Raw genomic sequence first — 15446 nt, forward strand, 5'->3', positions numbered from 1 at the left:
AACGCATGCCCATCACCTGCCCACTGCGCGCCGACCGCGTGCCGACCACCCCGAGCCGGACGCCCCTGAACCGCCGCGGACCCCTGAAAGGACCCCTCGTGGCCGACCTCCCCCCGCCCGAGAACGCCGCCGACTGGTGGCGCTCGGCCGCCATCTACCAGGTGTACGTACGCAGCTTCGCCGACGGCGACGGGGACGGCACGGGCGATCTCGCGGGTGTCCGATCCCGCCTGCCCTACCTGGCCGACCTCGGCGTGGACGCCCTGTGGTTCACGCCCTGGTACCTCTCCCCGCTGGCCGACGGCGGCTACGACGTCGCCGACTACCGGGCCGTCGACCCCGCGTTCGGCACCCTCGCCGAGGCCGAGAAACTGATCGCCGAAGCGCGCGGGATGGGTATCCGGACGATCGTCGACATCGTGCCGAACCACGTCTCGGACCAGCACGCCTGGTTCCGGGCCGCCCTCGCGGCCGGCCCCGGGAGCCCCGAGCGGGAGCTCTTCCACTTCCGGCCCGGCCGGGGCGAGCACGGCGAACTGCCCCCGGGGGACTGGCCCTCCCAGTTCAACGGCGCCGCCACCTGGACCCGTGTACCCGACGGGGAGTGGTACCTGCACCTCTTCACCCCGCAGCAGCCCGACCTCAACTGGGACCATCCCGCCGTGCGCCGGGAGCACGAGGAGGTGCTGCGTTTCTGGTTCGAACGGGGCGTGGCCGGCGTACGCATCGACTCCGCGGCCCTCCTCGCGAAGGACCCCGCCCTGCCCGATCTCGACGGGCGCCCCGCCGAGCCCTGGCCCGGCGGGACCCACCCGTACATCGACCGCGACGAGCTGCACGCCATCTACCGCTCCTGGCGCGCCGTCGCCGACGAGTACGGCGCCGTCTTCGTCGGCGAGGTCTGGCTGCCCGACTCGGAGCGCTTCGCCCGCTACCTGCGCCCCGACGAGCTGCACACCGCCTTCAACTTCTCCTTCCTCAGCTGCCCCTGGGACGCCGCACGGCTGCGCACCTCCATCGAGGAGACCCTCGCCGAGCACGCCCCGGTCGGCGCGCCGGCCACCTGGGTGCTGAGCAACCACGACGTGACCCGTACCGTCACCCGCTACGGGCGCGCGGACACCGGCTTCGACTTCGCGGCCAAGGCCTTCGGAACACCGACCGACCTGGCGCTCGGCACCCGGCGGGCGCGCGCCGCCGCGCTGCTGACCTTGGCGCTGCCCGGTGCGGTGTACGTGTACCAGGGCGAGGAGCTGGGCCTTCCGGAAGCTGATGTACCGCTCAGCCGGATTCAGGACCCCATGCACTTCCGGTCGGGCGGCACCGACCCCGGCCGGGACGGCTGCCGGGTCCCGCTGCCGTGGACCGCCGAGCCCTGGAGGGACCCGTGGCTCCCGCAGCCCGCGGGCTGGGCTGTGTACGCGGCGGACCGGCAGGACGGCGATCCGGACTCCATGCTGACCCTGTACCGGACGGCCCTCGGGCTGCGCCGGCGGGCGGCGGGCTTCGGCGGCGGATCGCTGGAATGGCTGCCCGCGCCCCCCGGAGTGCTGGCCTTCACCCGCCCCGACGGGCTGCTCTGCGTCACCAACCTGTCCGGCGGGCCCGTTCCGCTGCCGGGCGGTGCGAACGTCCTGCTGGCCAGTTCCCCCCTCGACGGCACGGGGCTGATCCCGCAGGACACGGCGGTCTGGCTGCGGCCCTGACCCCGCGGCCGGGCCGCCACCGCCACCGGACCGGCAGCCGCCCCCGGCACGGGCCGCGGCGGGCGGCGGTTGACTACGATCGACCGGGTGAACAGCAGGCAGCCCCTCCCCGTCGTCGTCCTCGCCGGTTTCCTCGGAGCCGGCAAGACCACCGTGCTGAACCACCTCCTCGCGAACCGGGGCGGCACCCGGATCGGGGTCGTCGTCAACGACTTCGGCTCGATCGAGGTCGACGCCATGTCGGTTGCGGGCCAGGTCGGGGACTCGATGGTCTCCCTCGGCGGCGGCTGCCTGTGCTGCGCCGTCGACGGCAGCGAGCTGGACGCGTACCTGGAGAAGCTCGCCGCGCCCGTCCACGGGATCGATGTGATCGTCATCGAGGCGAGCGGGCTGGCCGAGCCGCAGGAGATGATCCGGATGCTGATGGCCAGCGAGAACCCGGACATCCGCTACGGCGGCATGGTGGAGGTCGTGGACGCCGCCGAGTTCGAGGCCACGCGGGCCAAGCATCCCGAGACGGACCGCCACCTCGCCGTCGCGGATCTGGTGGTGCTCAACAAGACCGACCGCGTGGACGCCGCCGCCCGGGCCCGGATCGAGGCGCAGCTCGCCGCGCTCTGCGCCCCCGGCACCCCGATGGTGGCGGCCGACCACGGGCGGATCGACCCCGAGCTGCTCTTCGACCGCCGCCCCTGGACACAGACCCGGGGGCAGCTCTCCTTCGAGGACCTGCTCGCGGAGGCCGACGACGGCTGCCACGCGCACCCGCACGCGCACGCGCACGCCGCGTACGAGAGCGTGGAGTTCGTCTCCGAGCAGGCGCTGTCCCCGCGCCGGTTCATCGATTTCCTCGACCGGCGCCCGGCCGGGCTCTACCGGATCAAGGGCTTCGTCTATTTCGGCGTGCCCGGGCACGAGGAGCGGTACGAGGTCCACGCCGTCGGGCGGTTCCTCCGCTTCGCCCCGCAGCCCTGGGGCCGCGGCGAGGCGCGCACGACCCGGCTCGTCCTGATCGGCTCCGGCACGGACGGCCCCGGGCTGCTCCGGGCACTGGGGGAATGCCGCGAGGCGGCGCCGCAGGACGCCGGCCCCGAGAGCATGTGGGGTGTGCTGCGGTACGTGGCGCAGCCGCCGGGGCCGGCGCCGGCCCCGGGTGACGACGCCGGTCCGGAGCTGGACCCGCTCGCGGATCCGGAGCTGGACCCGCTCGCGGATCCGGACCTGGTCGCGGATCCGGACCTCGACCCGGACCCGGACCTCGACCCCGACCCGCGCCCGGGCCTCGGACCGGCCGGGTACTGAAGCCGGCGCGGGCGGCCGGGCGGCCGTCGGCCCGCCTGCCCGCCGTCGGCTTCCCGGCCGCCGGCTACGCGACCTCCACGCCGTACTCCCGCAGCAGGTCCTCCAGGCCGCCCCGGTAGCCCTTGCCGCCGATCACGAAGTCCCAGTCGCCGTTCGCCCGGCGCCGGAAGGAGCCCAGTACCAGGGCTGTCTCACCGGCCCGCCCGTCGGAGACCTCCAGCCGCCCCACCTCCGCGCCCGCCGCGTCGAGGAGCCGGATCCGCGCGTCCGTGAAACCCGCCAGGTCGGCGTGCGGATCGGCCTCCGGGTCGATCGCGGCGACGAGGACCAGCCGGTCGGCCCGCGCCGGCAGGGCGTCGAAGGCGACCTCCAGGGCGGCCTTGTCGGGCTCCGCGTGGGCCCGGGCCCGTACCGAGCCGTCCGGTGTCCGGGGGTTGTTGTAGAAGACGAAGTGCTCCTCGCTCAGCACCCGGCCGCCCGCGCAGACCATCGCGCACACGTCGAGTGCGACCGCGCCCGACCAGGACATGCCGAGCACGTTGTGGTCCGCGGCGGGGGCGGGGTCGGGCGCCGGCCGCGCCGGCACCTCGGCCGCGGGACCGCCGCCGAGCCGCCCGCGCAGCCCGTACTGGTGCAGCAGCTCCACGAGCCTGGTTCCGGGAACCAACTCCAGCGGCTTGCCGTTGGCAAAGGTGTACGACCCGGGACCGAAGGACGCGGTGGTGACCAGCACCCCCTTGTTCGCCCCCTTGTCCTGCACCGTGCCGTACAGGTCCCGTACCGCCGTGGGCGGCACGGTGTTGCGGTAGCGCTTGACCTGCACCACGATCCGGCCGCCGCGGATCGGGGCCGGGTCCAGCGCCTCGACGTCGACTCCGCCGTCGCCCGACCGCTGCGTCGTGACCGCCTCCATGCCCATCGCCCGGAAGAGCTCGGCCACCAGGTTCTCGAAGGCGATCGGATCCATCGCGAACAGGTCGGGCTCCTCCTCGCCGCCGCCCGCGTGCCCGTGGCTGACGACCTCTCCGCCGACCTCGTCCGGCCGGCGCCCCGCCCGGACCGGGGCCAGCTGGTCGGGCCGCGCGGACAGCTGCCCGCGCAACCCGTCCACCAGGCAGTCCACCGCGCTGACCTGCTCCAGCCGCAGCCCCGCGAAGGCGGTTCGCGCCACCGCCGCGGCGGCGAGTACGAATTGCGCCTCCTGCCCCGTCACCGGATCGTGGCAGTCCACGAAGCCGTTCACCACGACCGAGTCCAGCACCCCGAACTCGTCCGCCGCGTACAGCTCGCGCACCACCAGCAGGACGCACTGCGCCAGCAGGTCCCGGTACAGTGCGCGCCGCTCCGTGGCCGGACGGGGCTTCGGCCTGTCCTGGTCCGTACTGGGCAGGTACTGCACCGACCTGGCTTCCGGCACCACCGCGAAACCGGGGAGCTCCCAGTCCAGGACGAGCTGGCGCGCCGACGGGTCGTACGCCGCCGCCACCTGCCTCGGCAGCGACTCCGGCCAGGCCGTCGAGGCGTACAGGGCGGCCGAGAAGTACTCCACCGCCGCCTCCACATCACCCGCGCGCAGCGCCCCGGCCAGCTCGGCGAGCCCGCTGTTGTGCGCGCGCGCCCCCGCGAGCTGCTCCGCCGCCCACCGGTCGTACTGCTGCCGGTACGCGGCCAGTTGCCGCTGCCGCTGGGCCTCGGCGGCGGTCGCGTCCTGCCAGGCCCGGGTGTACCGGGCGTGCGCCTCCCGCTCCGCTTCCCCCCGCCGGTTGGAGCCGAGCGTCCAGCCGGCGTCCTGCTGCTGGAACTGCTCGATGCGAGGCATCGGTACGGGGTGGCCCAGCGTGCCGGGGTCGAAGGGCGCGGGCTGCTCGGACCGGACCAGCGCGGCCATCCGGAACGCCGGCGCCCGGCACCCTGCGGCCAGCAGCCCGCGCAGCCGGGCCACCTCCGTCTCGATCAGTTCGGTCTGCCGCCGGGCCTCGGCCTCGCGGCGCTGCCGGTGGGCGGCCTGCTGCTCCCGCCGGCCGCGGGCCGCGTCGCGTTCGTGGTCCCGCTGCCGGCGTTCCGCCTCGCGCTGCTGGATCAGCTGCGTCTGCTGCTGCCGGCGCTGGGCCTCGGCCCAGTCTCCGATCAATTGGCCCGACCGACGACTCATCAGCTGCGTGTCTCCCCGCCCCACCCGACAGTGCCAAGAGGGAAAACACTAGTCGCCATTCGGGTGGTACGTCCCCCGGACGTACCACCCGAATGACCTCGTACTCACTGGAGCGCGGCTCCCGCCAGGGCGGCGACGGACGCCGGCAGCGGGATCCCCGAACCGTCCCGCCGCGGGTCCACCTCCGGCAGCCCGGCCGGGCTGCCGTTGGCCGTCGCCGCGCGGACCGGGTTGCCCCCGGCCCAGGCCAGTACCAGCACGTCCTCGCCCTTGAGGAACCGCTGGCAGCGCACGCCGCCGGTGGCCCGGCCCTTGCGCGGGTACTGGTCGAAGGGGGTCAGCTTCCCCGACCGCATCGAGTCGTCCAGGGTCCCGTGCGAGCCCGCCACGGTGAACACCATGGCGTCCCGGGCCGGGTCCACGGCGGAGAAGTGGATCACCTTCGCGCCGGCGGCGAGCTTGATGCCCGCCATGCCGCCGGCCGGGCGGCCCTGCGGGCGCACCTGGCCCGCCGGATAGCGCAGCAACTGGGCGTCGTCCGTGATGAAGACCAGGTCCTCCTCGCCCGTGCGGAGCTCGACGGCGCCGACGATCCGGTCGCCGTCCTTGAGGCTGATGACCTCCAGCTCGTCCTTGTTGGCCGGGTAGTCCGGCACGACGCGCTTGACCACGCCCTGCTCGGTGCCCAGCGCCAGTCCCTGCGAGGCCTCGTCCAGCGAGGTCAGGCAGACCACCGTCTCGTCCGCCTCCAGCCCGGAGAGGAACTCCGAGACCGGTGCGCCGCCCGCCAGGTTCGGCGCCGCGTGCGTGTCCGGCAGCTGCGGCAGGTCGATCACGGAGAGCCGCAGCAGGCGCCCGTACGAGGTGACCGCGCCGACGTCGGCGCGGGCGGTCGCCGCGACCTGGGAGACGACGAGGTCGTGCTTGGCGCGGTTGCCGCCCTCCTCCTCGGGCAGCGGTTCGCCGTTGGCCGTACGCGCGAGCAGGCCCGTCGAGGACAGCAGCACGCGGCACGGGTCGTCCGCGACCTCCAGCGGGACCGTCGCGACCGCGGTGCCGGCGGACTCCAGCAGCACGGTGCGCCGCTCGGTCCCGAACTTCTTCGCGACCGAGGCCAGTTCCGCCGAGACCAGCTTGCGCAGCTCGGAGTCGGACTCCAGGATCCCCGTCAGCTCGTCGATCTCGCCGGTCAGCCGGTCCCGCTCGGACTCCAGCTCGATCCGGTCGAACTTGGTGAGCCGGCGCAGCGGGGTGTCCAGGATGTACTGGGTCTGGACCTCGCTCAGCGAGAACCGCTCCATCAGCCGGGACTTGGCCTGCGCGGAGTTCTCGCTGTCCCGGATGAGCCGGATGACCTCGTCGATGTCGATGAGCGCCACCAGCAGGCCCTCGACCAGGTGCAGGCGGTCGCGGCGCTTGGTGCGGCGGAACTCGCTGCGCCGTCGGACGACCTCGAAGCGGTGGTCGAGGTAGACCTCCAGCAGCTCCTTGAGGCCCAGCGTCAGGGGCTGCCCGTCCACCAGCGCCACGTTGTTGATGCCGAAGGACTCCTCCATCGGCGTCAGCTTGTAGAGCTGCTCCAGTACGGCCTCCGGGTGGAAGCCGTTCTTGATCTCGATGACCAGCCGCAGGCCGTGCGAGCGGTCGGTGAGGTCCTTGACGTCGGCGATGCCCTGGAGCTTCTTCGACCCGACCAGGTCCTTGATCTTCGCGATGACCTTCTCGGGGCCGACCGCGAAGGGCAGTTCCGTGACGACCAGGCCCTTGCGGCGGGCCGTCACGTTCTCCACGGCGACCGTCGCGCGGATCTTGAAGGTGCCGCGGCCGTTCTCGTAGGCGTCCTTGATGCCCGAGAGGCCGACGATCCGGCCGCCCGTGGGCAGGTCGGGGCCCGGGACGAAGCGCATCAGCGCCTCAAGGTCCGCGTGGGGGTGGCGGATCAGGTGGCGGGCGGCCGCGATGACCTCGCCGAGGTTGTGCGGGGGCATGTTGGTGGCCATGCCGACCGCGATCCCGGAGGCGCCGTTGACCAGCAGGTTCGGGTAGGCGGCGGGCAGGGCCACCGGCTCCCGCTCCTGGCCGTCGTAGTTGGCGGTGAAGTCGACGGTGTCCTCGTCGATCGACTCCGTCATCAGCGACGTGGCGTCGGCCATCTTGCACTCGGTGTAGCGCATGGCGGCCGGCGGGTCGTCGTTGCCGAGCGAACCGAAGTTGCCGTGGCCGTCGACGAGCGGCAGCCGCATCGAGAACGGCTGGGCCATGCGCACGAGGGCGTCGTAGATCGACGCGTCACCGTGCGGGTGGAGCTTGCCCATGACCTCGCCGACGACACGGGCGCACTTCACGTACCCGCGGTCGGGCCGCAGGCCCATCTCGTTCATCTGGTAGACGATGCGCCGGTGCACGGGCTTCATGCCGTCCCGGGCGTCGGGCAGGGCACGGGAGTAGATCACCGAGTACGCGTACTCGAGGAAGGAGCCCTGCATTTCGTCGACGACGTCGATGTCGAGGATCTTCTCCTCGAAATCCTCCGGCGGCGGGGTCTTCGTGCTGCGGCGGGCCATCGCTGCGCGGCTCCTTAACCAATGAAGAAGGTGTGCTGGCTGTCTGACGGGGTCTGGCGGGGTCGTACGGGATGGTGCGGGTCCTGCCGGCCGTGCTGGTGGTGCGGGCCGTGCTGGTGGTGCGGGCGGTCCCGGCGGTGCGGGACTGACCGGGATTGACGGGTCCGACGGGGTTTGACGCGGACCATTGTGTCCCGAGGCACCGACAACGCCGACTCCGACCCAGGTGTGACCCGGGAACTTATCCGGCCGTCGACGCGCTTGCATACAGTGGCAGGTCTGACAGAAATCTCTGCATCGCGATCGAAGGGACCACATGCCCATGGGTCACACGGCCACAGCTCAGGCCGGCTCCGGCGGCCTGACAGCGACCGAGCACCGCCTGGCCAACGGCCTGCGCGTGGTGCTTTCCGAGGACCACCTCACCCCGGTCGCCGCCGTCTGCCTCTGGTACGACGTCGGCTCGCGCCACGAAGTCAAGGGGCGTACCGGCCTGGCTCACCTCTTCGAGCACCTGATGTTCCAGGGTTCGGCGAGCGTACCGGGCAACGGGCACTTCGAGCTGGTCCAGGGCGCCGGAGGCTCCCTGAACGGCACCACCAGCTTCGAGCGCACGAACTACTTCGAGACGATGCCGACCCACCAGCTTGAGCTCGCGCTCTGGCTGGAGGCGGACCGGATGGGCTCGCTGCTGACCGCGCTGGACGACGAGTCCATGGAGAACCAGCGCGACGTCGTCAAGAACGAGCGCCGCCAGCGCTACGACAACGTCCCGTACGGCACGGCCTTCGAGCGGCTGACCGCCCTGGCCTACCCCGAGGGCCACCCGTACCACCACACCCCGATCGGCTCGATGGCCGACCTGGACGCCGCGTCCCTGGAGGACGCGCGCACCTTCTTCCGTACGTACTACGCGCCCAACAACGCGGTCCTCTCGGTCGTCGGCGACATCGACCCCGAGCAGACGCTGGCCTGGATCGAGAAGTACTTCGGCACCATCCCCGGCCACGAAGGCAAGCAGCCCCCGCGCGACGGCGCGCTGCCCGACGTGATCGGGCGCGAGCTGCGCGAGGAGATCGTCGAGGAGGTGCCGGCACGCGCCCTGATGGCCGCCTACCGCCTTCCGCACGACGGCACCCGCGAGTGCGACGCCGTGGACGTGGCGCTGACCATCCTGGGCAGCGGCGAGTCCTCGCGGCTGCACAACCGCCTGGTGCGCCGGGACCAGACGGCCGTCGCGGCCGGCTTCGGCATGCTGCGCCTGGCCGGGGCCCCCTCGCTGGGCTGGCTGGACGTCAAGACCTCCGGCGGGGTCGAGGTCCCTGCCATCGAGGCGGCCGTGGACGAGGAGCTCGCGCGGTTCGCCGCCGAGGGCCCCACGGCCGAGGAGATGGAGCGCGCGCAGGCCAAGCTGGAGCGCGAGTGGCTCGACCGGCTGAGCACGGTGGCCGGCCGCGCCGACGAACTGTGCCGCTTCGCGGTGCTGTTCGGCGACCCGCAGCTGGCACTGACCGCCGTCCAGCGGCTCCTCGACGTCACCGCCGAGGAGGTGCAGGCCGCGGCCGCCGCCCGACTGCGCCCGGACAACCGCGCGGTGCTCGTCTACGAGCCGCGCCCCACCGACGGCACCGACTCCGACGCCGGCGAGAACGACGAGTCCGACGAGAACGAGGGGGCGGAGCAGTGACCGACACCGCAGCCGTCACGATGACCTTCCACCCCCGCCCGCAGGGCGGCGAGCCGCAGCCGTGGGCCTTCCCGGCCCCCGAGCGCGGCGAGCTGGCCAACGGCCTGACCCTGCTGCGCTGCCACCGGCCCGGCCAGCAGGTGGTGGCCGTCGAGATGAACCTCACCGCGCCGCTCGACGCGGAGCCGGCCGGCCTGGACGGCGTGGCGACCATCATGGCGCGCGCGCTGTCCGAGGGCACCGACAAGCACTCCGCCGAGGAGTTCGCGGCCGAGCTGGAGCGCTGCGGCGCCAACCTCGACGCGCACGCCGACCACCCGGGCCTGCGGGTCTCCCTGGAGGTCCCGGCCTCCCGCCTGCACAAGGCGCTGGGCCTGCTCGCCGAGGCGCTGCGCGCGCCCGCCTTCGACGAGGCCGAGGTCGACCGCCTGGTGCGCAACCGCCTCGACGAGATCCCGCACGAGCTGGCCAACCCCCAGCGCCGCGCCGCGATGCAGCTCTCCAAGGAGCTCTTCCCGGCGTCGCTGCGGATGTCCCGCCCGCGCCAGGGCACCGAGGAGACCGTCGCCCGTATCGACGCCCCGGCCGTGCGCGCCTTCTACGAGGCGCACGTCCGCCCCGCCACGGCCACCGCGGTGATCGTCGGCGACCTGACCGGCATCGACCTGGACGCCGTCCTCGCGGACACCCTCGGCGCCTGGACGGGCAACACCGCCGAGCCCGTCCCCGTCCCGCCGGTGACCGCCGACGACACCGGCCGCGTGGTCATCGTGGACCGTCCCGGCGCGGTCCAGACGCAGCTGCTCATCGGCCGGATCGGGCCCGACCGGCACGACCGGGTCTGGGCGGCCCAGGTGCTGGGCACGTACTGCCTGGGCGGGACCCTGACCTCCCGTCTGGACAAGGTCCTGCGCGAGGAGAAGGGGTACACGTACGGCGTGCGCTCCTTCGGCCAGGTGCTGCGCTCCACGGCCGACGGCAAGGGCGCCTCGATGCTCGCCATCAGCGGCTCGGTGGACACCCCGAACACCGGTCCGGCGCTGGAGGACCTCTGGAAGGTGCTGCGCACCCTCGCGGAGGGCGGCCTGACCGACGTCGAACGGGATGTGGCGGTGCAGAACCTGGTGGGCGTCGCCCCGTTGAAGTTCGAGACGGCGTCCTCGGTCGCCGGCACCCTCGCCGACCAGGTCGAGCAGGAGCTCCCGGACGACTACCAGGCGCGGTTGTACGCGCAGCTCGCCGAGACCGGCACGGTGGAAGCCACGTCGGCGGTCGTGGCCGCCTTCCCGGCGAACCGGCTGGTCACCGTTCTGGTGGGCGACGCGGCGCAGATCGAGGAGCCCGTGCGGGCCCTGGGGATCGGCGAGGTGAGCGTCGTCTCCAACTGACGCGCGGAAGAAGGGGTTCCGGCGGCCTTGTCTGCCGGGGCCCCTTTTGTCCGTTTAGTGGAGAGGTTGCTTTTATGCGGTGTGGCGTACGCAACAAAAAGGCGTCTGTGTTTGGCGATTGACTGATGATCCGCCTAGCGTCACCCGTGCTGTCCGTCAGTTGTACTCGCCGCGTCCGCGGCACCGGGCAGCGATCGCCGAGTCCCCGTCAGGCGCGAGCCTGGGGAGCCGGGGACCCAACTCAGTCCCTGGGGTGAATCGGACCGCCTCGCAAGAGGAGGCCCGTAGGAGACCTTCCTGCTCCGAACCCGTCAGCTAACCCGGTAGGCGAGAGGGAAGGAAAGGATCAGCCCCTTCATGGCGTTTGGCAGTCGTGCCGCCGGTAAGCACCGTGGTTCCAGCCGTCTGAGCCGCAAGACCGCCGGTTACGCCGGCATCGCGGCCCTCGCCACCACTGGTGTGGTGGGCTCCCTCGCCGGTCCGGCGTTCGCAGCGGACACCGGCAACGCAAACAACTCCTTCCAGGACAACGCGCTGGGCGCCGTCGTCGTCGCCGAGGACCTCGCCGGCGACATCGCGGATCAGGCCGAATCCCAGCGGCGCGCCGCCGAGCACGCCGCGGCCAAGGCCCAGGCCGAGGCCGACGCCAAGCAGCGTGCCGCGGAGTCCAAGCGCCTCGCCGAGGCCAAGGCGAAGGCCGAGCGCGAGGCCGCCGAGCGTGCCGCCCGCGAGGAGGAGCGCAAGCGCCTCAACACCTTCGTCGCCCCCGTCGACGGCTCGTACGTGAGCACCCAGTACCGCGCCGGCGGCGCCATGTGGTCCTCCGGCACCCACACCGGCATCGACTTCCACGCCGCCTCGGGCTCCAAGGTCCGCGCGGTGGGCATCGGCACCGTCGTCGAGGCCGGCTGGGGCGGCGCCTACGGCAACAACGTCGTCATCAAGCACAACGACGGCACCTACACCCAGTACGGGCACCTGCAGTCGCTGAGCGTCTCCGTCGGCCAGCAGGTCACCCCCGGACAGCAGATCGGCCTGTCGGGCTCCACCGGCAACTCCAGCGGCCCGCACCTGCACTTCGAGGCCCGCAGCGGCGCCGACTACGGCTCGGACATCGACCCGATCGCGTACCTGCGCTCGCACGGGGTCAGCCTCTGACCCGCACCCCCGCTTCGTGAAGGACCCCGGCTCGACGAGCCGGGGTCCTTCACGTTGTACCGCCCGGGCAAATGTTTCGCATTTCCGGCCGCTCTCGGAAATTATCGTGTGTTGCAATAGAGTCGCAGTACGCACGAGCATGTCCCACGGCGGCAGTTGGAATGAGGCGGAGGTCCGGTTTTGCGTATTCCCGCGCACGCGGTATGCACAGCAATTCGCGACGACATCGTCTCCGGGGTCTTCGAGCCGGGCGGCCGGCTGACCGAGGAGGTCCTGGCCCGCCGGTACGGGGTCTCGCGGGTCCCGGTCCGCGAGGCGCTGCGGACCCTGGAGTCCGAGGGGTTCGTGACCACCCGCCGGCACGCCGGCGCCTGCGTGGCCGAGCCGACCGAGCAGGAGGCCGCCGACCTCCTGGAGCTGCGGATGCTGCTGGAGCCCCTGGCGGCGGCCCGGGCGGCCCGGCGCCGCACCGAGGCGCACCTGAAGGTGCTGCGGGGGCTGGTCAGACTGGGGCAGGAGCGGGCCGGGCGGGGCCAGGGGGAGGATCTGCGCTCGCTGGGGGCCTGGTTCCACGAGACCCTCGCCCAGGCCTCGGGCAGCCCCGGGCTGATCGCGCTGCTGACCCAGATGCGGCGCAAGGTGGCCTGGATGTACGCGGTGGAGGCCCCGGCCCGGCCGGTGGACTCCTGGGCGGAGCACGGCGCGATCGTGGACGCGGTGGCGCGCGGGGACGTCGAGCGGGCGCGCGCGCTGGCCGCGATGCACGCCGACCGGGCGGTGGCCGCCCACCGGCCGAGGCCGCGCGCCGCGGTGAGCAGTTCGCAACCTGCCGTAAACATGCCGAGCGGTCGGCATTAACAGTGGCCGTATACAAAGGGCGAATAGACGTGCGCCGCTTTCGTGCGTCCGCAGGGGTGGACGGCTGGAATTCACGGCTGCGCTGAATTCGTCGGGCGATTTCCGGCCGCGTGCATTGCGGTGCGCGTCGTGGAGTCGGAATTCGACAGCACTGTCCGCGGCAGCGGCAGCGGCAACGGCAGAAGTGGGGGCCGGGGGCCGGGGGCCGGGGGCCGGGGCATGGCCGCGGCGGGCGCCGCCGGAAACGGCGAAGCCGCGCCCCCCGGGACTCCCAGTGGACGCGGCTTCGGTGAACCCGAAGGGTCAGACGGTCTCGGGGAGCTCGTCCAGGCCCTCGGCGACCAGCTTCGCGAGGCGGTCCAGCGCGGCGTCGGCGCCCTCGGCCTCGGACGCGAGGACGATCTCCTCGCCGCCCTGGGCGCCCAGGCCCAGAACCGCCAGCATGGAGGCGGCGTTGACGGGGTCGCCGCCCGCCTTCGCGATGGTCACCGGGACGCCGGAAGCGGTCGTCGCCCGAACGAAGATCGAGGCGGGACGAGCGTGCAGGCCCTCGGCCCAGCCGACGTTGACGCGGCGCTCTGCCATGGTGATGCCCTTCAGGTTCTTACGGTTGTCTAGACCAGTCTCTCACGACGTCCGGAATGCTCCGACCGACCTTCGGCCCGGATCTCCCGCCGTTCGGCCTCCCCAGCTTGCACTGGTTCCGGCCTGCCTGCCCCCTGCGCCGCGCGGGCACCGGCCTGCCGGTCGCGGCCGTAAGGTAGGCCCATGACCACCGAGTCGGACCCCGCGTACCCGGCCCACTGGGAAGCCGACGTCGTCCTGCGTGACGGCGGCACGGCCCGGATCAGGCCCATCACCACCGAGGACGCCGGGCGGCTGGTCAGCTTCTACGAACAGGTCTCCGACGAGTCGAAGTACTACCGCTTCTTCGCCCCCTACCCCCGGCTGTCCGACCGCGACGTGCACCGCTTCACGCACCACGACTACGTCGACCGCGTCGGCCTCGCGGCGACCATCGGCGGGGAGTTCATCGGCACCGTCCGCTACGACCGCATCGGCGCCGACGGCCGGCCCGCCACCGGGCCCTCCGACGAGGCCGAGGTCGCCTTCCTCGTCCAGGACGCCCACCAGGGGCGGGGCGTCGCCTCCGCACTCCTCGAACACATCGGCGCCGTCGCCCGCGAGCGCGGCATCCGCCGGTTCGCCGCCGAGGTGCTGCCCGCCAACACCAAGATGATCAAGGTGTTCACGGACGCCGGCTACGAGCAGAGGCGCAGCTTCGAGGACGGTTCCGTCCGCCTCACCCTCGACCTCGAACCCACCGCCGAGTCCCTGGCCGTGCAGCGGGCCCGCGAGCAGCGCGCCGAGGCCCGCTCGGTGCAGCGGCTGCTGTCCCCGGGCTCGGTGGCGGTGATCGGCGTCAGCCGCTCCGGCGCGGGCGTGGGCGCGGCGGCCCTGCGCAACCTGCGGGACAGCGGCTTCCACGGCCACCTCTACGCCGTCAACGACTCGGTGGACCGCGACCTGCTCGACGGCGTACGGGCCTACCGCGACCTCGACGCCGTCGGCGCCCCCGTCGACCTCGCGGTGATCGCGGTCCCGGCGGACCGGGTGCCCGAGGCGGTGGCGGCCTGCGGCGAGCACGGGGTCCAGGGCCTCGTGGTGCTGTCCGCCGGATACGGCGAGAGCGGCCCGGCCGGACTCGACCGCCAGCGCGAACTGGTGCGGCAGGTGCGCTCGTACGGGATGCGGCTGATCGGACCGAACGCCTACGGAGTGATCAACACCGCCCCGGAGGTGGAGCTCAACGCTTCGCTGACGCCCGCCCCGATGCCCCCGCGCGGCCGCATCGGCCTCTTCACGCAGTCCGGCGCGATCGGCATCGCGCTCCTCTCCGCCCTGCTGCGGCGCGGCGAGGGGCTGTCGTCCTTCGTCTCCGCGGGCAACCGGGCCGACGTCTCCGGCAACGACATCCTCCAGTACTGGTACGACGACGACGCGACCGATGTCGCCCTGCTCTACCTGGAAACCCTGGGCAACCCGCGCAAGTTCACCCGCCTCGCCCGGCGCACGGCGGCGGTCAAGCCCGTGGTCGTCGCCAAGGGCGGCCGCCACACCCCTGCCGGCCACGTCGTCCCCGGCACCCGGCTGCCCGAGGCCACCGTCTCCGCGCTGCTCCGGCAGGCGGGTGTGATCAGGGTCGACACGGTCACCGAGCTCGTGGACGTGGGCCTGCTGCTCGCCGCCCAGCCGCTGCCCGCCGGCCCCCGGATCGCGATCCTCGGCAACTCCGAGTCCCTCGGGGTCCTGACCTACGACGCCTGCCTGAACCAGGGCCTGCGGCCGCTGCCGCCGCTGGACCTGACGACGGCCGCCGCGCCGGCGGACTTCCGTACGGCCCTGGCCGCCGCCCTGGCCTCGGACGACAGCGACGCCGTGATCGTCACCGCCATCCCGTGGGTGGGCGAGCACGCGCCGGAGGATGCCCTCGCCGACGCCCTGCGGGACGCCGTGGCCGAGTGCCCCGGCAAGCCCGTCGCCGTGGTCCACGTCGAGCTCGGCGAACTGGTGGAGGCGCTGTCCGCCGCCCGCGAGACGGCCCCGGCCCTCCCCGGAGCGGACCCGGGC

General features: G+C 73.0%; 10 protein-coding genes and 1 riboswitch. Of the genes, 7 read left to right on the forward strand and 3 right to left on the reverse strand.

Features of this window, described 5'->3' with window-relative positions; all coding sequences use genetic code 11:
• The first annotated feature begins 5 nt into the window (after window positions 1–5).
• Window positions 6–1706 (forward strand): alpha-amylase family glycosyl hydrolase, encoded by a 1701-nt coding sequence (locus tag ACFWUQ_RS10590; RefSeq protein ID WP_384535708.1) that lies wholly within the window; start codon window positions 6–8, stop codon window positions 1704–1706.
• An 87-nt stretch (window positions 1707–1793) separates the two neighbouring features.
• Window positions 1794–3008 carry a CobW family GTP-binding protein gene (locus tag ACFWUQ_RS10595; protein ID WP_384535685.1) on the forward strand — a complete coding sequence of 405 codons (1215 nt, stop codon included), beginning with the start codon at window positions 1794–1796 and terminating at the stop codon, window positions 3006–3008.
• Window positions 3009–3072: 64 nt separating this feature from the next.
• On the opposite strand, the gene ACFWUQ_RS10600 is transcribed toward ACFWUQ_RS10595, so the two are convergent.
• Both ACFWUQ_RS10600 and ACFWUQ_RS10605 read right to left on the reverse strand, forming a co-directional pair.
• Window positions 3073–5160 (reverse strand): restriction endonuclease, encoded by a 2088-nt coding sequence (locus tag ACFWUQ_RS10600; RefSeq protein ID WP_384535688.1) that lies wholly within the window; start codon window positions 5158–5160, stop codon window positions 3073–3075.
• A gap of 104 nt (window positions 5161–5264) precedes the next feature.
• Window positions 5265–7724: a DNA topoisomerase (ATP-hydrolyzing) subunit A gene (locus ACFWUQ_RS10605; protein ID WP_384535690.1), complete on the reverse strand. Its 2460-nt coding sequence runs from the start codon at window positions 7722–7724 to the stop codon at window positions 5265–5267.
• Between the two features lie 322 nt (window positions 7725–8046).
• Between ACFWUQ_RS10605 and ACFWUQ_RS10610 the strand changes: the two genes are divergently transcribed.
• From ACFWUQ_RS10610 to ACFWUQ_RS10625, 4 genes are all read left to right on the forward strand, one after another.
• Window positions 8047–9411, forward strand: coding sequence for a M16 family metallopeptidase (locus ACFWUQ_RS10610; protein ID WP_384535692.1), 1365 nt, complete (start codon window positions 8047–8049; stop codon window positions 9409–9411).
• Complete coding sequence (locus ACFWUQ_RS10615) at window positions 9408–10799, forward strand: M16 family metallopeptidase (RefSeq protein WP_384535694.1); 1392 nt, start codon at window positions 9408–9410, stop codon at window positions 10797–10799. The genes ACFWUQ_RS10610 and ACFWUQ_RS10615 overlap by 4 nt, the downstream gene beginning before the upstream one ends.
• 185 nt (window positions 10800–10984) lie before the next feature.
• Window positions 10985–11144, forward strand: a riboswitch (cyclic di-AMP (ydaO/yuaA leader).
• A gap of 12 nt (window positions 11145–11156) precedes the next feature.
• Entirely contained in the window at window positions 11157–11957 is an 801-nt protein-coding gene (locus ACFWUQ_RS10620; RefSeq protein WP_384535697.1) for a M23 family metallopeptidase, read from the forward strand.
• A 180-nt stretch (window positions 11958–12137) separates the two neighbouring features.
• Window positions 12138–12815 (forward strand): GntR family transcriptional regulator, encoded by a 678-nt coding sequence (locus tag ACFWUQ_RS10625; protein ID WP_384535699.1) that lies wholly within the window; start codon window positions 12138–12140, stop codon window positions 12813–12815.
• Between the two features lie 303 nt (window positions 12816–13118).
• On the opposite strand, the gene ACFWUQ_RS10630 is transcribed toward ACFWUQ_RS10625, so the two are convergent.
• Window positions 13119–13400 (reverse strand): HPr family phosphocarrier protein, encoded by a 282-nt coding sequence (locus tag ACFWUQ_RS10630; protein WP_361773359.1) that lies wholly within the window; start codon window positions 13398–13400, stop codon window positions 13119–13121.
• Window positions 13401–13583: 183 nt separating this feature from the next.
• On the opposite strand from ACFWUQ_RS10630, the gene ACFWUQ_RS10635 reads away from it, so the two are divergent.
• Window positions 13584–15446: GNAT family N-acetyltransferase (locus ACFWUQ_RS10635; protein WP_384535703.1), on the forward strand; the 1863-nt coding region annotated here is incomplete at its 3' end.

It is taken from the genome of Streptomyces sp. NPDC058662 (assembly GCF_042716255.1).
Taxonomy (GTDB): Bacteria; Actinomycetota; Actinomycetes; order Streptomycetales; family Streptomycetaceae; genus Streptomyces.

What these genes read in the sequence shown, in the direction of transcription:
- ACFWUQ_RS10600 (WP_384535688.1), bottom strand. Translation starts at nt 5,160, where the DNA reads ATGAGTCGTCGGTCGGGCCAATTGATCGGAGACTGGGCCGAGGCCCAG.
- ACFWUQ_RS10605 (WP_384535690.1), bottom strand. Translation starts at nt 7,724, where the DNA reads ATGGCCCGCCGCAGCACGAAGACCCCGCCGCCGGAGGATTTCGAGGAG.
- ACFWUQ_RS10620 (WP_384535697.1), top strand. Translation starts at nt 11,157, where the DNA reads ATGGCGTTTGGCAGTCGTGCCGCCGGTAAGCACCGTGGTTCCAGCCGT.
- ACFWUQ_RS10590 (WP_384535708.1), top strand. Translation starts at nt 6, where the DNA reads ATGCCCATCACCTGCCCACTGCGCGCCGACCGCGTGCCGACCACCCCG.
- ACFWUQ_RS10630 (WP_361773359.1), bottom strand. Translation starts at nt 13,400, where the DNA reads ATGGCAGAGCGCCGCGTCAACGTCGGCTGGGCCGAGGGCCTGCACGCT.
- ACFWUQ_RS10610 (WP_384535692.1), top strand. Translation starts at nt 8,047, where the DNA reads ATGGGTCACACGGCCACAGCTCAGGCCGGCTCCGGCGGCCTGACAGCG.